This window comes from Sporosarcina sp. YIM B06819 (assembly GCF_033485175.1).
GTDB lineage: Bacteria > Bacillota > Bacilli > Bacillales_A > Planococcaceae > Sporosarcina.
Genome location: NZ_JAWLIQ010000001.1, coordinates 271,677 through 294,810 on the forward strand (window position 1 = coordinate 271,677; position 23,134 = coordinate 294,810).

21 protein-coding genes and 1 other annotated feature are annotated in these 23,134 nt (G+C 43.0%); of the genes, 19 read left to right on the top strand and 2 right to left on the bottom strand.

The features are described 5' to 3' along the window. Window positions 1-17 precede the first annotated feature (17 nt). The 4 genes from R2B72_RS01325 (at window position 18) to argF (ending at window position 3,285) form a co-directional block, all read left to right on the top strand. The gene (locus R2B72_RS01325) at window positions 18-506 is read left to right on the top strand and encodes a diadenosine tetraphosphate hydrolase (protein ID WP_318614318.1); all 489 of its coding nucleotides are present in this window, start codon (window positions 18-20) and stop codon (window positions 504-506) included. Between the two features lie 32 nt (window positions 507-538). Further along, window positions 539-979, top strand: coding sequence for an NUDIX hydrolase (locus R2B72_RS01330; RefSeq protein ID WP_318614364.1), 441 nt, complete (start codon window positions 539-541; stop codon window positions 977-979). Between the two features lie 110 nt (window positions 980-1,089). Continuing rightward, window positions 1,090-2,178, top strand: a complete 1,089-nt coding sequence (locus R2B72_RS01335; protein WP_318614319.1) for a M42 family metallopeptidase — start codon at window positions 1,090-1,092, stop codon at window positions 2,176-2,178. A gap of 144 nt (window positions 2,179-2,322) precedes the next feature. Next, window positions 2,323-3,285, top strand: coding sequence for an ornithine carbamoyltransferase (argF, locus tag R2B72_RS01340; protein ID WP_318614320.1), 963 nt, complete (start codon window positions 2,323-2,325; stop codon window positions 3,283-3,285). Between the two features lie 195 nt (window positions 3,286-3,480). On the opposite strand, the gene sspI is transcribed toward argF, so the two are convergent. Next, window positions 3,481-3,693, bottom strand: a complete 213-nt coding sequence (gene sspI, locus R2B72_RS01345; protein WP_318614321.1) for a small acid-soluble spore protein SspI — start codon at window positions 3,691-3,693, stop codon at window positions 3,481-3,483. A 92-nt stretch (window positions 3,694-3,785) separates the two neighbouring features. Here sspI and R2B72_RS01350 point away from each other — a divergent pair, with 92 nt between their 5' ends. The 3 genes from R2B72_RS01350 to pheT all read left to right on the top strand — a co-directional run bounded on the left by R2B72_RS01350 (window position 3,786) and on the right by pheT (window position 8,671). Then, on the top strand, window positions 3,786-4,550 hold the full coding sequence (locus tag R2B72_RS01350; RefSeq protein ID WP_318614322.1) for an RNA methyltransferase: 765 nt from the start codon (window positions 3,786-3,788) through the stop codon (window positions 4,548-4,550). Window positions 4,551-4,911: 361 nt separating this feature from the next. Continuing rightward, window positions 4,912-5,142: a binding site (T-box leader), on the top strand. Between the two features lie 67 nt (window positions 5,143-5,209). Then, on the top strand, window positions 5,210-6,247 hold the full coding sequence (gene pheS / locus R2B72_RS01355; protein ID WP_318614323.1) for a phenylalanine--tRNA ligase subunit alpha: 1,038 nt from the start codon (window positions 5,210-5,212) through the stop codon (window positions 6,245-6,247). A 12-nt stretch (window positions 6,248-6,259) separates the two neighbouring features. After that, on the top strand, window positions 6,260-8,671 hold the full coding sequence (gene pheT, locus R2B72_RS01360; protein ID WP_318614325.1) for a phenylalanine--tRNA ligase subunit beta: 2,412 nt from the start codon (window positions 6,260-6,262) through the stop codon (window positions 8,669-8,671). Between the two features lie 204 nt (window positions 8,672-8,875). On the opposite strand, the gene rnhC is transcribed toward pheT, so the two are convergent. Continuing rightward, on the bottom strand, window positions 8,876-9,811 hold the full coding sequence (rnhC, locus tag R2B72_RS01365) for a ribonuclease HIII (RefSeq protein ID WP_318614326.1): 936 nt from the start codon (window positions 9,809-9,811) through the stop codon (window positions 8,876-8,878). Window positions 9,812-10,134: 323 nt separating this feature from the next. Between rnhC and zapA the strand changes: the two genes are divergently transcribed. The 12 genes from zapA to uvrC all read left to right on the top strand — a co-directional run bounded on the left by zapA (window position 10,135) and on the right by uvrC (window position 23,115). After that, window positions 10,135-10,395, top strand: a complete 261-nt coding sequence (gene zapA / locus R2B72_RS01370) for a cell division protein ZapA (protein WP_318614327.1) — start codon at window positions 10,135-10,137, stop codon at window positions 10,393-10,395. A gap of 9 nt (window positions 10,396-10,404) precedes the next feature. Then, window positions 10,405-10,944, top strand: a complete 540-nt coding sequence (locus R2B72_RS01375) for a CvpA family protein (protein WP_318614329.1) — start codon at window positions 10,405-10,407, stop codon at window positions 10,942-10,944. A gap of 48 nt (window positions 10,945-10,992) precedes the next feature. Next, window positions 10,993-12,699 carry a DNA polymerase/3'-5' exonuclease PolX gene (gene polX, locus R2B72_RS01380; RefSeq protein WP_318614330.1) on the top strand — a complete coding sequence of 569 codons (1,707 nt, stop codon included), beginning with the start codon at window positions 10,993-10,995 and terminating at the stop codon, window positions 12,697-12,699. 10 nt (window positions 12,700-12,709) lie between these two features. Continuing rightward, window positions 12,710-15,070: an endonuclease MutS2 gene (locus tag R2B72_RS01385; protein ID WP_318614331.1), complete on the top strand. Its 2,361-nt coding sequence runs from the start codon at window positions 12,710-12,712 to the stop codon at window positions 15,068-15,070. A gap of 81 nt (window positions 15,071-15,151) precedes the next feature. Next, window positions 15,152-15,565 carry a DUF350 domain-containing protein gene (locus tag R2B72_RS01390; RefSeq protein ID WP_318614333.1) on the top strand — a complete coding sequence of 138 codons (414 nt, stop codon included), beginning with the start codon at window positions 15,152-15,154 and terminating at the stop codon, window positions 15,563-15,565. Window positions 15,566-15,817: 252 nt separating this feature from the next. After that, on the top strand, window positions 15,818-17,515 hold the full coding sequence (locus R2B72_RS01395; RefSeq protein ID WP_318614334.1) for a long-chain-fatty-acid--CoA ligase: 1,698 nt from the start codon (window positions 15,818-15,820) through the stop codon (window positions 17,513-17,515). 92 nt (window positions 17,516-17,607) lie between these two features. After that, window positions 17,608-18,189, top strand: a complete 582-nt coding sequence (locus R2B72_RS01400; RefSeq protein ID WP_318614335.1) for a TetR/AcrR family transcriptional regulator — start codon at window positions 17,608-17,610, stop codon at window positions 18,187-18,189. Between the two features lie 24 nt (window positions 18,190-18,213). Continuing rightward, complete coding sequence (locus R2B72_RS01405) at window positions 18,214-18,987, top strand: enoyl-CoA hydratase (RefSeq protein WP_318614337.1); 774 nt, start codon at window positions 18,214-18,216, stop codon at window positions 18,985-18,987. Between the two features lie 25 nt (window positions 18,988-19,012). Beyond that, window positions 19,013-19,786, top strand: a complete 774-nt coding sequence (locus R2B72_RS01410) for an electron transfer flavoprotein subunit beta/FixA family protein (RefSeq protein WP_318614338.1) — start codon at window positions 19,013-19,015, stop codon at window positions 19,784-19,786. A gap of 65 nt (window positions 19,787-19,851) precedes the next feature. Further along, the gene (locus R2B72_RS01415) at window positions 19,852-20,826 is read left to right on the top strand and encodes an electron transfer flavoprotein subunit alpha/FixB family protein (protein WP_318614340.1); all 975 of its coding nucleotides are present in this window, start codon (window positions 19,852-19,854) and stop codon (window positions 20,824-20,826) included. Window positions 20,827-20,944: 118 nt separating this feature from the next. Continuing rightward, on the top strand, window positions 20,945-21,259 hold the full coding sequence (gene trxA / locus R2B72_RS01420; protein ID WP_318614341.1) for a thioredoxin: 315 nt from the start codon (window positions 20,945-20,947) through the stop codon (window positions 21,257-21,259). Window positions 21,260-21,321: 62 nt separating this feature from the next. Next, complete coding sequence (gene uvrC / locus R2B72_RS01425) at window positions 21,322-23,115, top strand: excinuclease ABC subunit UvrC (protein WP_318614342.1); 1,794 nt, start codon at window positions 21,322-21,324, stop codon at window positions 23,113-23,115. Window positions 23,116-23,134 lie beyond the last annotated feature (19 nt).

The window sequence follows — 23,134 nt, forward strand, 5'->3', positions numbered from 1 at the left end:
ATATAGGGGGGACATTCGTGAGGACAATAACCTTGTCGAACGGAAAGACCATAGAAGTAGAGTGTTTGAGTTGTGCACTAACAAGTGGGGTGATTGAACCAGATGGAGGTGTAGTAGTTGAAACTGAATACTTCCATGCGCATCAAGATGTTGCCTACCCGATAAGGGGACTCATTATTTTAGCTTCTAAACGCCATATTAAGTGTTTTGATGAGTTAACTGAGGAAGAAAAGCTTGATTATATCAACATACTCTCAAAAATTCGAAAGGCGCAAAGGGACGTTTTAGGCATTGAGTATGTTTATTATTTTTACAATGAAGATACTATACACCATTTCCATACGTGGATGGTTCCTCGCTATGAATGGATGTATGAATTTGGGCGTTCAGTTGAATCAGTGAGACCTGTTCTGCTACATGCGAGGAATGAAATGAATACTGTAAAGAATTTGAAGGAAGTCATGGAGGCTATTAGGGTGCTGACGAAGGAGTTGACACTTCAATGACAGTCACCAAAATGAAGAGAAGATTTGAAGAGATGAAAAGAGTAGATGTTGCGTATGTACTGCTAGTTGACGAACACGAGAAGAATGTCTTATTGGTCAAAAATAAAGGACCTGGGGCTTCTTACTACACGCTCCCAGGCGGAGCAGTCGAGCAGGGAGAAACACTCGAAGAGGCTGCTATTCGTGAAGTAAAAGAAGAAACAGGATTAGATGTACAACTTGGTGGGATTTTTAGTGTGGGTGAAGCGTTTTTCAAAGAAAGAGGCCATCATGCTATTTTCTTTACTTTCACAGGGAGAATAATCGGTGGGGAAATAAATATTTCACTACCAAAAGAAATTGAGGAAATTACTTGGATGAGCACAGAACTGGCGGAACAGTATGTACATATTTCTAACGGATTTGAGGGTTTGATAGATAGCAAAACGACGGTTCCGTATATTCTTAGGGGAGCGGGTAGGCCTGAATCTTAATTGTGTACGGTTATCCATAATTTATTCGATTCTTAATCCGAAATGTTTTGATAATAGCAACCATTTCGCATATAATACTCATGTACGATTTATTTAGGGGGTCGAATTAATTGACGAAATTAGATGAAACACTAGAAATGTTGAAAGCGCTCACAGATGCAAAAGGAATTCCCGGAAATGAACGTGAACCGCGCGAAGTGATGAAGAAGTACATAGAGCCGTTTGCTGATGAAATTGACCAGGATGGTCTTGGTTCATTGATCGCTAAAAAAACGGGTGATGCGAATGGTCCTAAAATTATGCTGGCAGGACATCTCGATGAAGTTGGTTTCATGATTTCTAAAATCGACGACAAAGGGTTTCTATCCTTCCAAACGGTTGGTGGCTGGTGGTCACAAGTTATGCTGGCACAACGTGTGACGATTGTGACGCGCAAAGGGGATACAGTGACAGGGGTTATCGGATCGAAGCCTCCACATATCCTGACGCCTGAAGCACGTAACAAACCGGTTGATATTAAAGATATGTTTATTGATGTCGGGGCAACTTCGAAAGAGGAAGTTATGTCGTGGGGTATTTTACCGGGAGATATGGTTGTCCCTTACTTCGAATTCACAGTGATGAATAATGACAAATACCTGCTAGCGAAAGCATGGGATAACCGTATTGGTATCGCTATCGCAATTGAAGTTTTGAAAGCATTGAAAGCTGAAAATCATCCGAATATTGTATTCAGCGTGGGTGCAGCACAAGAAGAAATTGGTCTTCGTGGCGCGCGTACAGCTGCTACGAAAATCCAGCCAGACATCGGTTTCGCAGTTGACGTAGGCATCGCTGGTGATACACCGGGTGTTACATCGAAAGAAGCGACAGGTAAAATGGGCGATGGTCCACAAATCTTGCTATTCGATGCTTCTATGGTATCCCACAAAGGATTGCGTGACTTCGTTGTCGATACAGCTGAAGAACACGGCATTCCTTATCAGTTCGAAACGATTCCAGGCGGTGGTACGGATGCAGGCGCTATCCATCTATCAGGACATGGTGTGCCGTCACTTGCTATCTGTATTCCAACACGTTATATTCATTCGCATGCAGGAATTTTGCATCGTGATGATTTCGAAAACACAGTGAAGCTGATTGTTGAAGTCATTAAAAAGTTAGATCGTGATGCGGTCAAGGCAATTACATTTGATTGAATGAACAAATAAACTGCTCTAGCTAGTAAAATAGCTGGGCAGTTTTTTTATTTTTGTAAATCTATAAAAATGCACTTGACTTTATAATTATGCATATTATATACTGTGATATACAAAGTGAAAACAGTGATTGGGGATGACGATATGATGAAACTTGAAGAGAAAAACAGTGATATTGCTAATGGATTGAAAGGGAAGGACCTACTATCCCTTCTTGATTATACAAGCGAAGAAGTTGCATATTTATTGGATTATGCGAATAACATGAAAAAAGAAATGCTGGCAGGCAATATGCCACCTATTTTAGCAGGCAAGACACTCGGGATGATTTTTGAAAAGCATTCAACGCGCACACGTATCTCATTTGAAGTTGGAATGATTCAACTTGGGGGCCATGCGATGTTCATGAACGCGCGTGACTTGCAAATCGGACGCGGGGAGTCGGTGTATGATACAGGGCATGTATTGTCGGAGTATTTGGATGGTGTTATGATTCGTGCGAACTCACATGAAATGGTCAAGGAATTGGCGGAGCATACGTCAGTCCCAGTTATTAACGGCTTAACGGATATTTTTCATCCTTGTCAGGCATTAGCAGATTTACTGACGATTTTGGAAGTGAAAGGATCATTGGCAGGTAAGAAAATTGCCTATGTTGGGGATGGCAATAATGTAGCACACTCACTCATCATCGCCGCAGCACATATGGGGATGCATGCAGCGGTTGCAACGCCAGTAGGATTTGAATATAACGCAGATTTGTTGGTTAAAGCACAAGAGCTAGCGGCTAAGAATGGTGGTAGCGTAGTAACAACAACGAACCCAGTAGAAGCCGTACAAGATGCTGATGTCGTTTATACAGATGTCTGGACGAGTATGGGTCAAGAAGAAGAGGCGGCAGCACGTCTTGAAGCGTTTAAAGATTTTCAAATCAATGATGCATTGGTAGCGCATGCGAAAGAGGATTACATGTTCTTGCATTGTCTACCAGCTCACCGTGAGGAAGAAGTGGCGACGTCTGTTATTGATGGACCGAATTCATACGTCTTCCAACAAGCAGGCAATCGTCTACATGCACAAAAAGCAGTTTTGGCTAATGTGTTGTAATTGAATAGACTTAGGAGTCCAGGTCATGACTGACTGGACTTTTTAGTGTTAAAGTATTGTTTAGTTTGCGTGAACGATGCATAGTTTTTGGAAAATGTTGTTTAGTTTTTCGTAAATGTTGCCTAGTCTGTAGTAAACGTAGTTTAGTTAAAGAAAAGCGTGGATGCACTGGCACCCACGCTCTTCTTTAACTATTCAACTCGCCGCAAATACTTGTGCTAGTTCTCCAGCCATCTTCGCCTTCTCTTGTTCACCCGAATTATTCCACAATTTTTCAAAGAACACGCCGAGCCCTGGTAATAGGTGTTCTTCGCCTCGTTTGATGGCATCTTCGACGACGTTACGGACATCTTCCGCTGAATTATTTTTCATGTTTGTCGTAATCGCGTCTCGAATTTGGAAATCCATTTTATCAACCTCCTATCATCATTTTGGACACAAATATCGCCAACTATACGGGCATTTGTTACACTGAAAAGAAAAAGGCGGTAACGACGATTATGAAACGCATTGAATCACCACAAAACTCACTTGTGAAACATTGGAAAAAACTCGTAACAACACGAAAAGAACGTGACAAAACGGAAGAATTTCTCGTAGAAGGCTTTCATCTTGTTGAAGAAGCTTTAAAAAAAGACGGGGCGATACTTGCATTAATCATCCGAGACGGCGTTGAGTTTCCTGCGGGCTGGTCGACAGAAGGTGTACATATTGTTGAAGTCAACAGTGCTGTTGCGAAAGAAATTTCAGAAACGGAGCACTCACAAGGCGTCTACGCACATTGTCGTCAGCCCCAACATGCTGAGGGAGATTTCGTATCATGGAAAAAACTTTTGCTTGTTGACGCGGTTCAAGATCCAGGAAATGTCGGAACAATGATTCGTACAGCGGACGCAGCTGGAATGGATGCGGTTATACTTGGCAAAGGCTCAGCTGATCCGTATAATCCGAAAACAGTACGATCTGCGCAAGGCTCTCATTTCAATATCCCGGTTGTCCGGGGAGATTTAATGGAATGGGTGACGAAATCAAAAGAAGCCAGTATTAAGGTACTTGGTACAGGGCTACAAAATGCAGTCAACCATTCTGATATTGAACCACAAACTGAATTCGCCTTGATTCTCGGCAATGAAGGCAGCGGTGTTGATCCTGAATTATTGGCATTAGCAGACGCAACAGTTAAAATCCCGATGTATGGCAAAGCCGAGTCCCTAAATGTTGCGGTCGCAACGGGAATCTTGCTTTATTCGTATTCGAGGAATTAACTAGAATATAGTTACCCAACAGGTACGGTGTTTGTTTGACGTCGTAGAGTTCACGTGCTAGGTCGCTCAGTTTTCTCGCTGTCGTCCAGTTTGATACCAGGGTCGTCCAGTTTCTGTACTTCGTCGTAGAGTTCACGCGCTAGGTCGCTCAGTTTTCCTGCTGTCGTCCAGTTTGATGTCAGGGTCGTCCAGTTGCTGTAATTCGTCGTAGAGTTCACGTGCTAGGTCGCTCAGTTTTCCCGCTGTCGTCCAGTTTGATGTCAAGGTTGCCTATTTCACTACAGCAGATTCAAAGGAAATATTTAGTTCCTCTGTTGATGAACAAAATGATTTCGGGTATACTACTAGTTATGAATTAAAATAAAAAGCAATGATTGGGAAAAGTAAACATCACACGAACCGAAAGGGAATCTGCGCCTTGACTGAAAGCGTAGATGGGCAAGTGTTTGTTGAAGTTCACCCCATGAGCTGCCATCAGGACCAGCGTGAGCTGTAAAGATGTGCCGGCGCCGGACCGTTATTCCGATTTGAGTGATCATGCCTTCGGGTGTGATAATCAGGGTGGTACCGCGAAATCGTCCTCGTCCCTTTTATAGGGGCGAGTTTTTTTTTTTTGGCAGGTGTACTACACTTTTGTTAATTTCGAAAGGAGAATCACAATGGAAGCACAATTAGAACAGTTGAAAGATGAGGCCCTTGCAAAAATTGAGGCTGCATCAGATGTAAAAGCATTAAACGAAGTCCGCGTTGCCTACTTAGGGAAAAAAGGGCCGATTACCGACCTTCTTAAAGGCATGGGGAAATTACCGGCTGAGGAACGTCCGAAAATGGGTGCGCTTGTCAATGTCATTCGTGAAGCAGTAACAGAAGTATTGGAAGTACGTATGGCGAAACTTGAGGAGCAAGCGATTAACGAACAGCTTGCCACTGAATCGATTGATGTAACATTGCCAGGACGCCCTGCGCGCACGGGCAATCATCATCCGTTGACACGCGTTGTTGAGGACATTGAAGACTTCTTCATTAGCATGGGCTATGAAATTGCAGAAGGTCCTGAAGTGGAGAAAGATTATTATAACTTTGAAGCATTGAATTTACCGAAAGATCATCCAGCACGCGATATGCAGGACTCATTCTATATTTCAAAAGACATCCTACTTCGCACACAAACATCGCCTGTTCAAGCACGGACGATGGAAGCGAAAAACGGTGCACCGATTAAAATTATTTGCCCTGGGAAAGTGTACCGTCGTGATAGCGATGATGCGACACATTCGCATCAGTTTACACAAATCGAAGGACTTGTCGTCGGTGAAAATATCCGGATGAGTGATTTAAAGGGAACTCTTGATTTATTCGCTAAGAAAATGTTTGGAACAGAGCGCGAAATCCGCTTGCGTCCAAGCTTCTTCCCATTCACGGAGCCATCGGTTGAGATGGATATTTCTTGCTTTAAATGTGGTGGATCAGGCTGTAACATTTGTAAGAAAACAGGCTGGATTGAGATTTTAGGTGCAGGTATGGTGCACCCGAACGTCTTAAGAATGTCAGGTTATGATCCAACGGTCGTGTCAGGTTTTGCTTTCGGTATGGGGCCTGAACGGGTTGCAATGTTGAAATATGGTGTGGAAGATATTCGTCATTTCTATACGAATGACGTGCGTTTTGTATCACAATTCCACCGGACGGAAGTTTAAGGAGGGCATAACATGTTAGTATCTACAAAATGGTTAAGTGATTACGTAAATATAGAAGGTATTGCCGAAGCGGAACTTGCGGAAAAAATTACACGCGCAGGAATTGAAGTCGATACAATTATTGACCGTTCCCAAGGCATGACCAATGTAGTGGTTGGCTATGTCAAGGAATGTGTGAAACACCCAGAAGCGGATAAATTGAATATTTGTCAAGTGGACGTTGGGGAAGAAGTAACACAAATTATTTGTGGGGCGTCAAACATTGCCAAAGGACAAAAAGTTATCGTAGCACGTCCTGGTGCAGTTTTACCGGGTGATTTTAAAATTAAAAAAGCGAAACTTCGCGGCGAAGAATCGAACGGCATGATTTGTTCACTACAAGAGCTTGCTGTTGAAGGTAAACTCGTCCCGAAAGCATACGCAGAAGGCATTTATGTACTTCCTGCCACTGCGGTACCTGGAGAAAATGCGTTGCCACTTATTGGACTTGACGACATCGTGCTTGAATTTGATTTGACACCGAACCGTTCTGATGCGCTTAGCATGTTAGGTGTTGCCTATGAAGTTGGCGCGATTTTATCACAAGGTATTCAATTGCCGGAAATTACGTATACGGAATCGGCTGATAAAGCTGAAGATGTGCTGAAATTGCGCATTGATGCAAAAGCAGACAATCCGATGTACGTAGCAAAAGTCGTGAAAAATGTAAAAATTGCTGAATCACCATTATGGTTGCAAAACCGTTTAATGGCGGCGGGCATACGTCCGCATAATAACGTAGTCGACATTACGAACTACGTATTGATGGAATACGGTCAGCCACTGCATGCGTTCGATTATGACCGTCTTGGAACGGGTGAAATCGTTGTTCGTTTGGCAGAAGAAGGCGAAAAGATAACAACGTTGGATGAAACAGAGCGCACGTTGAAATCGCATAACCTTGTCATTACAAATGGCAAAGAACCTGTCGCTATTGCAGGTGTGATGGGCGGGTTAAATTCTGAAGTGCATGATGGAACGACAACAGTTGTCATTGAATCGGCTTATTTTACGCCGGGATCTGTCCGTCAAACGTCGAAAGAAATCGGTCTACGAAGTGACGCGAGTACGCGCTTTGAAAAGGGTGTCGATCCAGCACGTGTTATTGCAGCGGCAGAACGTGCAGCTCAGTTGATGGCTGAACTTGCAGGCGGCGAAGTGTTAAGTGGTTCAGTTATTGTGGATGAACTTGACAAGACACCTGTGCGCATAACGGTTTCACCAGATTATATTAATCATCGTCTTGGGATGAAAATCTCGCTGGAAGAGATGCTGTCTATTTTAGATAGATTGCAAATCAGCACAGAAGCTGTCAATGGCTTGCTCGTAATTGACGCGCCGACACGCAGACAGGATCTGCGTATTGAAGAAGATATTATCGAGGAAATTGCACGTATGTACGGCTATGACCATATCCCAATGACACTTCCAGTTACGGAATCAACTCCAGGCGGTTTGACTCCGTATCAGGCGAAACGCCGTACAGTGAGAGCGTTCCTTGAAGGAGCAGGACTGTATCAGGCACTGTCGTATTCATTAACATCGAAAGAGCAGGCGCAAGCCTATGCACTTGAAACGGCACCTGTGACGGAGCTATTGATGCCGATGAGTGAGGACCGCAGTGTACTTCGCCAAAGTATCATTCCACATCTTTTGGAAGCAGCAACATATAACGTGGCACGCCGTATGGATTCTGTTGCGTTGTATGAAACAGGTTCGGTATTCCTTGGAGAACAAGAAGATGGTCTACCACAGGAAGTAGAGCATGTGGCAGCGGTGATAACGGGTAAATGGGTGGATCACGCATGGCAGGCTGAAACGAAAATGGTTGATTTCTTCGTGCTAAAAGGCATTGTCGAAGGCATGATGGATAGCCTTGGATTAGTGGAAGGTCTATCATTCGAACAAGCTGTTATTGACGGTATGCATCCAGGTCGCACAGCAAATATTTTCTATGATGGCGAACGTATTGGTTTGATTGGCCAAATTCATCCGACAGAACAGAAAAAACGCGACTTGAAAAATACCTATGTGATGGAAATGAATCTTGCGAAAATCCTTGCGATTGAAACGGCTGAATTGGTCTATGTACAAGTTCCGCGTTTCCCATCGATTTCAAGAGATATCGCACTTGTTGTATCGAGTGAAACATCCGCAGGCGCACTTGAGCATGTCATTCGCAACGCGGGCGGCAAACTGTTGAAAACAGTTCGTTTGTTCGACTTGTACGAAGGAGCGAATGTTGAGGAAGGCAAGAAATCTGTTGCATTCTCGTTGACGTACGCAGATCCAGAACGCACATTGACTGACGAAGAAGTTGTCAAAGCACATGATAAAGTGTTGAATGCATTAACAACTGAAGCAGGGGCATTGCTTCGAGGGTAAATATAGTAGAGCCGCACATGGTAATTCCATGTGCGGCTCTTTTTTTTGTAAAATAGGGTTCGATTTGGGCATTCATTGTAAAATTTCCGCTTATGGCGCGGAAATTTTACAAACCGAACTCTTCGTTGTTCGGTTTGCAATTAGAATTCATTAGTTACAATTAGAGTCATGCCACGGCATTCATTGCATAAATTCCTCGAAAAATTACTTCCTCTTCCTCGCAGCAATCTCCTTGGCCTTCCCCGCATTCGCAAAATGCCATTTCGTCAGAGATTTGAGCGTATCTTCGCCACTTTTTAATAAAATTCTAGCAGCGACGTCGTCAACTTTGGCTCCTGCTCCTTTCGGCAACTCTACTCCTGCGATTCCGCTAAGCCGATCCATCTCTTCAAGAAATGCCACGCGTGCAATAATGGATGCGGCTGCAACGGACATATGCAACCCCTCTGCTTTTGTTGAAAATAGTACGTTTTCACGCACAATTTCCTTCTCGTTTTTAATATGATTATAATAAATGCCGCGTTCTGCAAATTGGTCAATCAAAATATAATCAGGTTTTTCCTCGTCCATTTTCCGTAGGACATGCTTGAGTGCTTGGTTATGAAGAAGGGCTTTGATTTTCCCTTGCGACCATCCTCGGGCTTGCACTTCATTATATTTGTCATTTTTCAACGTCAACACACTATAAACCAATGCTGCTTGTAAATCGGGTGCAATTTTTCGCATCAGGTCATCCGTTAATTGTTTAGAGTCCTTGACGCCCAATTCTCGCACAAGTTCGACTTGGTCAGCACGGACAAAACAGGCTGCAACCGTTACAGGACCGAAGAAATCACCAGTACCTGTCTCGTCCGAACCGACGACGGATAGTTCCGCAAGACGATTGGGTAAAGTGTCACCTTTTGTTGTATCTTTTGTAGAAGCTTGATTCCCTTCAGCTTTGCCCCAACGTGCGGCCTCTCTTTCAGCCCCGCCACCTTGAAAGAGGACTTTGCCAGATTTATAGGCTGTAATCGATGTATCCGTTAGCTTTGCCGCGAAAACGACACCGGGTGCATTACGGACAATTTTTGAAGAGGCATAGTGCGCCATTACTTTTTTTAATCCTTGATCATCTACTAAAATGACTTGATTACTCAAATTAAAACTTCCTTTCGTCGACTTTATTCATTAGTAAACTCGGTGATTGCCGAGCTGAAAAGAGAAGGCAGTCTAAGTTCGCTACGTCCTGTAGCAACAAAGAGGGATGAAGTTCAATTTCTCTCCACTGCATGACCTACATCCTAATAGGTCCGCGACAGCAGAACCATAGTTGCCCTTTTAAGGTCATCCATGAACTTAAATGATTGGACGTTACAACTAAATCAGTTTCGTGGTATGATTGATAACAGAGTTTTTTATCTTCATTCAGCAAATGCTTTTGTATTGAAGGCAAAGCGTAATTGATGTGGGAGGTCTTGCCATTGACAGACGAACAGAAGACACGCATAACCGTTGATATTTACGGGCAGACTTATACAATTGTTGGTACCGAAACTAGCAGTCATGTGCGGTTGGTCGCCTCGATGGTTGATGATCGAATGAGAGAAATCAGTGCCCGCAATCCTTATCTCGACAGTTCGAAAATTGCTGTGCTTACCGCTGTGAATAGTGTACATGATTATCTTAAATTAAAAGAGCAAGTTGAACAAATAGAAGAAGAATTGAATAAGTTGAAGGGTTGACGGTCTTACATGCTTGATTTACTTATCTTATTTCTCCTTTTTGGAGGGCTCGTCACGGGATTTAGACGTGGACTGATTGTCCAAGTTATACATATGACGGGATTTATCGTAGCACTAATAGTTGCTTATACGTATTATAAACAACTTGCGGACAAATTTGTCCTGTGGATTCCCTATCCGGGTGTGACAGCCGGCTCGAAGCTATCGATGTCTGTTGATCGACTCGATTTGGATGGGACGTTTTATCAATTACTGGCATTTGTCCTCATTTTTCTTGTTGTCAAATTCGGTTTGCAATTAGTTGCCTCGATGTTCGATTTCTTAAAATATTTACCTGTCTTAGGTTTCGTTGCACGATTTGCAGGAGCGATGTTTGGATTTATCGAGTTTTATATTCTCATATTCCTTGTACTCTATCTGCTAGCAATGGTGCCAATAGACTTTGTCCAGGGACTGTTAAGCAACTCAATGCTTGCGAAAACGATGTTTGAACACACGCCGTTGTTTTCTGAAATGGTGAAAAACTGGTGGTTCGTGTACACAAAATGACAGCTTCCCCCTTTCAGGAGGGAAGCTTTTTTCAAGGGAGGACTTTAGGTGAATAAAAAAACAATCATTCGTACGTTTGAAAAAATCGCTTTATATATGGAGTTGCTTGGGGAAAACCATTTTAAAATTTCTGCTTTTAGGAAAGCAGCTAATGTGCTCGAACTCGATCCACGTAGTTTAGCCGAAATGGATGATATCCTAACACTAAAGGGCATTGGTAAAGGAACAGGTGCAGTTATTACGGACTTGCTGGAAAAAGGGGAGTCAGAGCTACTGACAGAGCTGGAAGAGACGGTTCCCAAAGGACTGGTCCCCCTATTGAAAATCCCAGGACTTGGTGGTAAAAAAATAGCCAAATTGCGTGAAGCACTCGGTATTGATTCGGTCGAATCATTACGCAATGCATGTACTGCTGGGGAAGTCAGTAAAGTCCCCGGCTTTGGTAAAAAAACTGAAGAAAAACTGTTGGCGGAAATAGAATTACTAGGTACGCGCCAAGGCAAATTTCCGATATGGCAAGTGGAGAAAGTTGTATCATTTGTGGAGCAGGAACTACAAGTAATCCCTGAAATCACCCGTTTTTCTGTGGCAGGCAGTTATCGTCGGACAGAAGAGCAAAGCAGTGATGTGGACTTCATCATTGTGACGGACGAACCTGGCACTGTACGGGAGAAATTACTAGCCTCTTTACCTCTCGCTGCGACAATCGGGGCGGGAGATGCCAAATTATCCGTCACACTCGACTTAGAGGAGCAAATCGATGCGGATTTCCGTTTTGTGAAGGAAGAGCAATTCGCTACTGCTATTCATCATTTTACAGGTTCCAAGGACCATAATGTCCGTATGCGCCAGTTGGCGAAATCCAGAGGACTGAAAATTAGTGAATATGGTGTGGAGGATGAAAAGGGAGTTGTCACGACATTTGGCTCGGAAGCTCAATTTTTTGCTCACTTCGATTTGCCTTTCATTCCACCCGCGCTTCGTAGAAATGGCAGTGAAATTGACCGTGTAGAGGAACTCGCTGGCTTGATTGCGCTAGAAGATATCCGCTCGGATCTGCATATGCATACGACTTGGTCGGACGGAGGCTATTCCATTCGTGAGATGGTAGAAGCATGCCGTGCGAAAGGCTACTCCTATATGGTCATCACGGATCATACGCAGTACTTGAAAGTGGCGAATGGTTTAACACCAGAACGCGTGCGTCAACAAATTGCAGAAATCCGTGCATTAAATCAGGAATATGATGACATTGAAATCTTTTGCGGAACGGAAATGGATATTCTTCCCGATGCCACACTCGATTTTGACGATGAATTGCTAAGTGAGCTCGATTTTGTCATTGCTTCGATCCATTCAAGCTTCAGTCAACCGCAGGAGCAGATTATGGAGAGGCTTCATACGGCGATGAAAAATCCGCATGTTGATATGATTGCACACCCAACAGGGCGTATTGTCGGTCAACGTGAAGGCTATGACCCAGACATTCCCCAACTCATTCAATGGGCAAAGGAATATGGTAAAGTGTTAGAATTAAATGCAAATCCTTACCGATTAGATCTTGCGACAGAACATCTGATGTTGGCGCAAGAAGCTGGCGTTCCCATCGCCATTAATACAGATGCCCACGCCATTGATCAATTAAAATATATGGATATTGGTGTGAAATACGGCCAAAAAGCTTGGCTAAAAAAAGAAACGGTCGTTAATACATGGCCGCTAGATAAATTTCTCCGTGACATTGTCCGGAAATGAAAGGAAGTGTATGACATTGGAAAACCGTGTCTTAAAAACACTTGAGTTCGATAAAATCCGGGATATTGTGGCTACACACTGTACGTCATTTGCCGGTCGTTCTTATATAGAAAAGTTAGTGCCAGTTCGTGAGTTTGAAGAAGTTGTTCGACTGCTTGAGGAAATGGATGAAGGATTGTCCATTCTCCGTGTTCGTGGCAACGTGCCGATGGGTGGAATTAGTGATGTTAGACCCCATGCAAAACGTGCACAACAGGGCGGTATGTTAAGCGCTTATGAATTGATGGAAGTTGCCAATACAATTCGTGCAAGTCGGATTTTGCGTCAGTTCATCGAAGCGATTGTAGCTGATGAAGATATTGATATTCCTCATTTTGTCGCTAAAAAAGATTTAATTCCCATCTTGACGGGATTGGAGCATGAGATTAATGCGTGCATTGATGACAATGGACATGTTGTCGATAGTGCATCAGGTTCGTTGCGTTCAATTCGACAAGGATTACGTATGCAAGAAGGGCGCGTACGTGAAAAGTTAGAAAGCTATACACGCGGGCGCAATGCGGCGAAAATGCTGTCCGATTCCATCGTAACAATTCGTAATGATCGCTTCGTGATTCCTGTTAAAGCGGAGTATCGTTCGCATTATGGCGGTGTCATACATGATATGTCGTCATCAGGACAGACGCTATTCATCGAACCGGATGCCGTTGTTCAGGCGAATAATGAAATTAGACGCTTGAAAATGCAGGAGCAAGAAGAAATCGAGAAAATTCTCCTTGAATTATCTGCCAAAGTGCAAGAAATCGCACATGAATTATTCATTCTCGTCGCTGTCTTAGCAGAAATTGATATCATTTTGGCGAAAGCGAAATTCGGTATCGCACATAAGTGTACGAAGCCAGAAGTGAATAATGAAGGCTATATTCGCTTGGCGAAAGCACGGCATCCGTTGTTGCCAATTGAAACTGCAGTGGCGAATACCATCGAATTCGGCAATGACATTACGACAATCGTCATTACCGGACCTAACACAGGCGGTAAAACAGTGACGTTGAAAACAGTTGGCCTGTGCACATTGATGGCACAAGCTGGGCTGCCGATTCCTGCACTTGACGGTTCGGAAATTGCCGTCTTCGATTCAGTCTATGCCGATATTGGGGACGAGCAGTCTATTGAGCAAAGCCTGAGTACATTCTCTTCTCATATGGTCAATATTGTCGACATTATAAAAAAATACGATGATCGCTCGTTAATTATTTTCGATGAGCTCGGTTCAGGTACGGATCCACAAGAAGGGGCGGCACTGGCCATCTCTATTTTGGATGAAGTACATGGGCATGGTGCACGGGTAATGGCAACGACCCATTACCCAGAGTTAAAAGCGTATGGCTATAATCGCCCAGGCGTTGCCAATGCGAGTGTCGAATTTGATATCGAAACGTTAAGCCCGACCTATCGTCTATTAATTGGCGTTCCGGGTCGCAGTAATGCCTTTGAAATTTCGAAGCGACTTGGCTTACAAGAGCGCATTATCGAGCGCGCAAAAACATTTACCGGGACAGATCGCGGGGAAGTCGATTCGATGATTGTGTCGCTTGAAACAAGTCGTGTTCAATCAGAAAAAGATGCAGAACAAACACATGAAGTGTTGTTGGAGACGGAACGCTTGAAACGTGAATTAGAAGAACGTTTAGCTGAGTTTGAGAGTATGAAAGAACTTTTGGAAGCGAAAGCGAAAGAAAAGGCTAAAAAAATCGTGGAAGAAGCCAAGCGGGAATCGGAAGCGGTAATTTCAGACTTACGGGCAATGCGTTTAAATGTCGGAGCGAATATTAAAGAGCATGAATTGATTGAAGCGCGTAAACGTCTAGAAGGGGCGGCGCCAGTCGAAAAGAAAAAAGTGATTAAAGCAAAAGCAGCGCCAAGACCTTTGCAAGTTGGTGATGAAGTGAAAGTGCTTAGCTATGGTCAGAAAGGTACGCTCATTGAAAAAGTATCCAGTAAGGAATGGGTCGTCCAAATCGGTATTTTGAAGATGAAACTGGATCAGTCTGGCTTAGAATACGTTAAACCAGAAAAAGAGAAGCCGACTGTCGTATCGACTTCTGTAAGAGGAAGAGATTCGCATATCAAACTAGAACTCGATCTGAGGGGAGAGCGCTACGAAGATGCGATTTTCCGTACGGAAAAATATTTGGACGATGCACTGTTATCGAATTATCACCAAGTTTCGATTATCCATGGTAAAGGTACAGGTGCATTAAGACAGGGTATCCAACAATTCTTAAAAAACCATTCACGCGTCAAGAGCTATCGTTTTGGCGAAGCGGGTGAAGGTGGATATGGTGTAACTGTGGTGGAATTGAAATAAAAAAAGATGCCCCTTTTTGAAACCTTTTTCGCCTTTAACCGTATAGGTAGGAATGACTAAATGTAAAAGGGGCTTAATACGATGTCAAACACGGGTTTTTGGAGTAATCCATTAGTAGAAACAGCAGGCTATTTCAGTGTTGTTGTCCTTTGTCTTATTGTTTCAATGGTGCTTTTTGAGCTCGTTACGAAATATAAGAACTGGGAAGAAATTCGCAAAGGGAATCTATCCGTTGCTTTTGCAACGGGTGGGAAGATTTTTGGTGTCTGTAACATTTTCCGTTACTCGATCGAAAGGCATAATACATTACCTGAAATGATTGGCTGGGGATTGTTTGGATTTGTCCTGCTCATCTTTGCTTATGTTCTGTTTGAATTCCTAACACCGAAGTTCAATATCGATAAGGAAATTGCGGCAGATAATCGTTCCGTCGGCTTTATTTCCTTAATAATTTCAGTGGGATTGTCATTTGTCATCGGAGCAAGTATTTCATAGGAGTCGTTATTTGTGGAAAAATTAGCAAAAGTATTACTCGTCGTTTGTGTTATTTTTATTGCAGTAGGAATTTACTGGCTATCTTCTGGAGCGTCAAACTAGTTATTCATGAAAGTGCCTTGACCGAAATATGCTGGTCAAGGTATTTTTTTTATCTTTTAAAAGAATCTCGTTGTAAGCGGATACAAATAGCACTATAATTGAAATAGGAATATTCGAAGTTGTTTAAAAATAGGGGGAAGGGGTTATTACATGACGGAGAAACCGTGGTTGGATTTGTATCCTGCTGAAATTGCAAAGACGTTGGATTATGAACGGATTCCAATTCAAGAATTTCTAACAAGATCGGGCAAGAAGTATCCCGAAAAAACGGCCATGCATTTTATGGGTAAGGATATTTCCTATAAGGAATTCCATGAATCTGCATTGAAGTTCGCAAACTACCTGAAATCGATAGGGATAGAAAAAGGGGATCGGGTGGCGATTATGCTGCCAAACTGTCCGCAAGGTGCAATCGCCTATTATGGCATCCTCTATATAGGGGCTATCGTTGTACAGACAAATCCACTTTATACGGAACGTGAAATCGCCTACCAAATGGTGGATTCCGGCTCAAAGGCAATTATTTCGCTCGATATTTTATTTCCGCGAATTTCAAAAGTCGTCAAAGATACGGAACTAGAGCATGTCATCATTACAGGAATCAAAGATTACCTACCATTCCCTAAAAATCTTATTTATCCATTCATCCAGAAAAAAGAATACGGTATGACCGTTAAAGTGGAGCATCGTGGGATGAATCATCTTTTTACTGAAATAATGAAAATCGCCAAACCAACTCCTGTTAGCTACGATTTTAATTATGATGAAGACATTGCTTTACTGCAGTACACAGGTGGAACAACAGGACCTCCAAAAGGAGTCATGTTAACACATGCTAACCTGATTTCTAACGTTAAAATGTGCAATGAATGGTTATATAAGTGTGAAGAAGGCAAAGAGACATTGATGGCTATACTGCCGTTCTTCCACGTCTATGGTATGACAACGGTATTAGTCTTGTCAGTAATGCAAAGTAACAAAATGGTGATCATACCGAAATTTGATTTTGAAACGGCTTTAAAAATGATTGATAAACAGAAGCCGACACTATTCCCGGGCGCACCTACCATTTACATTGGTTTGCTAAATCACCCAGATATTGCAAAATATAATTTATCCTCCATTAAGGCTTGCATTAGCGGTTCTGCGGCGCTACCAGTCGAAATACAGGATAAATTTGAGCAAGTGACTGGCGGAAAACTAGTGGAAGGCTATGGTTTGACGGAAACATCGCCTGTCACACATGCGAATTTTGTCTGGGCAACAGAACGTGTAAAGGGCTCTGTCGGTGTACCGTGGCCGGATACAGATTCTTGCATACTAGGGCCTGACTCTTCGGAACCACTTGCGCCTGGTGAAATTGGTGAGATTGCCGTAAAAGGTCCTCAAGTGATGAGGGGCTATTGGAATCGTCCCGAAGATACGAAGCAGACTTTCCGTGATGGCTGGTTTTTGACGGGTGATCTTGGCTATATGGACGAAAAAGGTTATTTTTACGTCGTGGATCGTAAGAAAGATATGATTATTGCGAGCGGTTTTAATATTTATCCGCGTGAAATTGAGGAAATTCTTTATGAACACGAAGCGATTCAAGAATGTGTTGTTGCAGGTATCCCAGATCCATATAGAGGGGAAACGGTCAAAGCGTACATCGTCTTGAAAGAAGGCGCTTCAGTGACGGAAGAGCAGTTAGATAAGTATTGCCGTGAACAGTTAGCGGCGTTTAAAGTGCCACGCAAGTATGAATTCCGTAGTGAATTACCTAAAACAGCAGTCGGAAAAATTTTACGCCGGGCACTTGTGGATGAAGAGAAGAAGAAGGCCGAACAGGAACGACTTACTTCGTGATACAAAAATGCTTGACACAACAGCAATTAAATAATAATATGAAAATATGAATGAATCATCATTCATATTTTCTTTTTTGGTGGTGATTAGTAGTGAAACGGGATAGGCCCAAATATAAGCAAATCGTGGATGCGGCAGTTATTGTCATTGCTGAAAACGGATTTCATCAAGCGCAAGTTTCAAAGATTGCTAAAGAAGCTGGCGTTGCAGACGGGACGATTTATCTTTATTTTAAAAATAAAGAAGACATCCTTATATCTGTGTTCAGAGAAAAGATGGCGATTTTTGTTGATAATGTCGAAGCAATCATGAAAAATGAAATCGACACTTCTGAAAAATTATACAGAATGATAGACAATCATTTCCGTGTGCTCCATGAAGACCGTCAACTTGCAATCGTCACACAGTTGGAACTTCGGCAATCGAATAAAGAGTTACGCTTCCGCATTAACGAAGTACTGAAGGAATATTTAATACTATTGGATGCTATCTTGAAAGAAGGAATTGACAACGGGATACTATATGCTGAGCTCGATATTCGACTTGCAAGGCAAATGGTGTTTGGGACAATTGATGAAACAATCACTTCATGGGTGATGAACGACCAGAAATACGAATTAATGAAACTGACACCTGAAGTACATAGACTCATCATGAATGCTTTGAAAGCTTGAACTACATTTGAAAGTGGGGATAGAATGGAGTTTCTAACAGTAGTAATCGAAGAAGGCGTCGCGGTTGCGACTATTAACAGGCCGCCCGCGAATGCGCTTTCACGCGCACTTATACTGGAAGTGGATGAGCTCCTCGACCAAGTGGAAATCGATGAATCGGTACGGGTCATCGTATTACACGGGGAAGGGAAATTTTTCTCGGCAGGTGCAGATATTAAAGAATTTACATCTGTTACATCAGGAGAAGAGTTTACAAAGTTGGCCGCAAGTGGGCAAGGGGTATTTGAACGCCTAGAGCGTTTCCACAAACCGGTTATTGCGGCTATTCACGGTGCGGCGCTAGGTGGCGGACTTGAACTAGCAATGAGCTGTCATATGCGTATCGTTACTGAAACTGCAAAGCTAGGATTGCCAGAATTGCAATTAGGTCTAATTCCTGGATTTGCCGGGACGCAACGTCTTCCACGCTATGTCGGTATGCCAAAAGCAGCGGAGATGTTACTGACAAGCGAGCCGATTAGTGGTGCAGAAGCCGCTCGTCTCGGGCTTGCCAACCAAGCTTATGCAGACGAAGAGCTGCTGTCAAAAACAATGGAACTTGCTAAGAAAATTGCTAAGAAAAGTCCTGTTGCAGTGAAAGCCGCACTGGCTATGCTGCAATATGCAAAACCAGCTTCTTATTATGAGGGTGTCAAAGCGGAATCCGATTCATTCGGTGAAGTTTTCGTCTCTGCAGATGCTAAAGAAGGAATCCAAGCATTTCTTGAAAAACGCCAACCTGTCTTTATAGGTAAATAATCGAAAAGTTGAGGGGGACTGCAAGATGAATATTTATGTATTAGTTAAACGGACATTTGATACAGAGGAAAAAATTACGGTAGCCAATGGTAAAATTGCCGATGATGGTGCGGAGTTCATCATTAACCCATACGACGAATATGCAATTGAAGAAGCGATTCAAGTACGCGATGCGAATGAAGGTGAAGTAACCGTCATTACAATCGGTGACGAAGATGCGGAGAAACAATTGCGTACGGCGCTAGCAATGGGTGCGGATAAAGCAGTCCTCATTAATACAGAAGATGATCTTGACGAAATGGATGAGTTTACAGCGGCTAAAATTATCGCTGAGTACTTGAAAGATAAAGATGCAGATCTAATTCTTGCAGGAAACGTAGCGATTGACGGCGGTTCAGGACAAATTGGACCACGTGTTGCTGAACTTCTCAGCATCAACTATGTGACAACGATTACAAATCTTGAAATGGATGGCACGTCTGTAAAAGTTGTGCGTGATGTTGAAGGGGATTCAGAAACAATCGAAACATCACTACCGTTATTAGTAACGGCACAGCAAGGTTTGAACGACCCACGCTACCCATCATTGCCTGGCATCATGAAAGCGAAGAAAAAGCCACTTGAAAAGCTTGAGCTGGATGATTTGGATTTAGACGAAGATGATGTAGCAGCGAAAACAGAAACGATTGAAGTGTATCTACCACCACAAAAAGCGGCTGGACGGGTTCTAGAAGGAGAACTTGCCGATCAAGTCAATGAACTTGTAACGCTACTTCATTCTGAAGCGAAAGTAATCTAACGTGCTTCGATAGAATTGATCAACTAAATGTAACATAACTTTGAATTGTCATAGGGGGACTTTAGATGTCTAATAAAGTAGTAGTACTTGGGGAAACGCGAGAAGGGACATTGCGTAATGTTTCATTCGAAGTCATCGCGGCTGCGAAAAAGATTTCTGGTGGCGGTGAAGTAGTTGGTGTGTTACTTGGTGATGCAGTTCAATCATTGGCGGTAGAAATGATTCAATACGGTGCTGATCGTGTCGTTACTGTGGAACATCCACATTTGAAACAATATACTTCTGATGCTTTCGGTCAAGCGTTTATGGCTGTTTATGAGCAAGAGAAACCAGATGCCGTTGTATTTGGCCATACAGCACTAGGGAAAGACTTATCGCCGAAAATCGCGAGTAAATTGGCGTCTGGTTTGATTTCAGACGTGACAGCTATCGAAGGTGAAGGGGATGAAGCTGTATTCATCCGCCCGATTTACTCTGGGAAAGCGTTCGAAAAAGTGAAAAACAAAGAAGGACTGCTGTTTATCACAGTGCGTCCAAATAATATTGCGCCACTTGTGCAAGATGCAGGCCGTACAGGTGATGTATCTTCGGTGACAGCTGACATTACGAGTCTTCGTTCAGTCATTACTGAAGTTATCCGTAAATCAACTGAAGGCGTTGACCTTTCTGAAGCAAAAGTAGTTGTCGCAGGTGGCCGTGGCGTAAAAAGTACAGAAGGATTCAAGCCATTACAAGAGCTTGCAACGCTACTAGGCGGAGCGATTGGGGCATCTCGTGGTGCTTGCGACGCGGACTACTGTGACTATTCTCTACAAATCGGTCAAACGGGTAAAGTCGTAACACCAGACTTGTACATCGCTGCTGGTATCTCAGGTGCAATTCAGCACGTTGCAGGGATGTCAAATGCTAAAGTAATCGTTGCGATTAATAAAGACCCAGAAGCAAATATTTTCAAAATAGCAGATTACGGCATCGTTGGTGATTTGTTTGAAGTTATTCCGTTGATGATTGAAGAGATTAAGAAGATTAAGGCGAACTAAATGATGCGTAAAGGCCTCCTTAAAAGGGAGGCTTTCTTTCGTTACGGGCATATAGTTCGCCCCTGTTTTAGCCACATGATATACTACAAGCATAGTTATTAAAGGAGGAAATTTTACCATGGCAATTATTAATGCGACTGATCAGAACTTTGCGGAGAATATTAAAGAAGGACTCGTCCTTGTTGACTTTTGGGCACCTTGGTGTGGACCATGTAAAATGATTGCTCCCGTTCTTGAAGAACTAGATGGCGACATCGACGGTAAAGCGACAATTGTAAAAGTAGATGTTGATGATAACCAAGGAACGGCAAGTAATTACGGTGTGATGTCAATTCCAACGCTAATTCTTTTCAAAGATGGCGAGATTGTTGACAAAGTGGTCGGTTTCAAACCTAAAGAAGCACTTGCTGAATTGATCGAAAAACACGCGTAATCGAATTTAATCAAAAACCGGGTCCCTTCATTGGCACCCGGTTTTTTTGGTAGGTGAAGAGAATGAATGAATTGATTGAACAGAAATTAGCGATTTTACCAGAGTTGCCGGGCTGTTATTTTATGAAGGATCGACAAGGAACCGTTATTTATGTGGGGAAAGCGAAAGTGTTGAAAAATCGGGTACGCAGTTATTTTACGGGAAGTCATGATGGGAAAACGCAGCGACTTGTGGGTGAAATTGAGGATTTTGAGTATATGGTCACTTCATCTAACATCGAGGCGCTTGTACTTGAATTAAATCTCATCAAACAATTCGACCCGAAATACAATATTATGTTGAAAGACGATAAGACATATCCGTATTTGAAAATTACGGCTGAACGCCATCCGAAATTGATCATCACGCGGCAAGTGAAGAAAGACAAAGGGAAATATTTTGGTCCCTATCCGAATGCTTATGCGGCGGGTGAAACGAAAAAATTATTGGATCGACTGTATCCGTACCGAAAATGTCAGACGATGCCGGATCGCGTATGTCTTTACTATCACATTGGTCAATGCCTAGCTCCGTGTGTCAATGAAATTGATCAGGAGAATTATAAAGTAATGGTGGACGACATTAGTCGTTTTCTGAATGGTGGCTATAAAAGAGTCAAGAAGGAATTGATGGAGAAAATGTCCTCAGCGGCGGAAAATTTAGAGTTTGAACGTGCGAAAGAGTATCGGGATCAAATTACAAATATTGAAGCCGTTATGGAAAAACAGGCCATGACGATGAATGATTTTACGGATCGAGATATTTTTGGCTATGCGGTTGATAAAGGCTGGATGTGTGTTCAAGTATTTTTTGTTCGGCAAGGGAAATTGATTGAACGGGATGTGTCGCTGTTTCCGCTTTATCAAGATCCGGAAGATGAATTACTGACATTCATTGGCCAATTTTATGGCAAGTCTGAGCATCTATTGCCAAAGGAAATCCTTTTACCGCAAGGCATCGATAGTGAGCTAGTTCGAGAGCTTTTGAATGTTAATGTGTTTATTCCGCAGCGTGGTAAAAAGAAATCGCTTGTCGATCTTGCTATTAAAAATTCGGAAATGTCATTAGGAGATAAATTCCAACTTATGGAGCGGCAAGAGCAACGTACGATTGGTGCGTGTGAAGAGTTGGGTGAGGCGATGAATATTACGATACCGCTCCGTATTGAAGCTTTCGATAACTCTCACACATATGGTGCTGATCCTGTTTCTGCGATGGTGTCGTTTGTCGATGGTAAACCAAATCGTAAGGATTATCGTAAATATATGACGAAAACAGCTGCTGCGCATGATGATTACGGGGCGATGAGAGAAGTCGTCAGAAGGCGTTATAGCCGTGTGTTGAAGGACGATTTGCCGCTACCTGATTTAGTCGTCATTGACGGTGGAAAAGGGCATATGGAAGCAGCACGGGAGATTATTGAAGATGAGCTTGGCCTATCGATTCCAATCGCCGGATTGGCGAAAGATGATAAGCATCAGACGGCGCAATTGTTATACGGCAATCCGATTGAGATGATTCCGTTAAAACGGACAAGTGAAGCTTTTTATTTATTACAACGGATTCAAGACGAGGTGCATCGTTTTGCAATTACATTCCACCGGCAACGGCGTGAGACGAATTCATTGACGTCTGCGCTTGACGGATTACCGGGTGTGGGGCCGAAACGTAAGCAACAGCTACTAAAACATTTTGAATCGGTGAAGAAGATTCGTGAAGCCTCCGTGGAAGCATTGCAGCAAGCTGGATTGCCTGGGGCTGTCGCAGAGGCCGTTGAAACGTATTTTCGACAAGAGGCATTGCGGGAGGAAGAATAATGTGATAGAGTGAATGCAC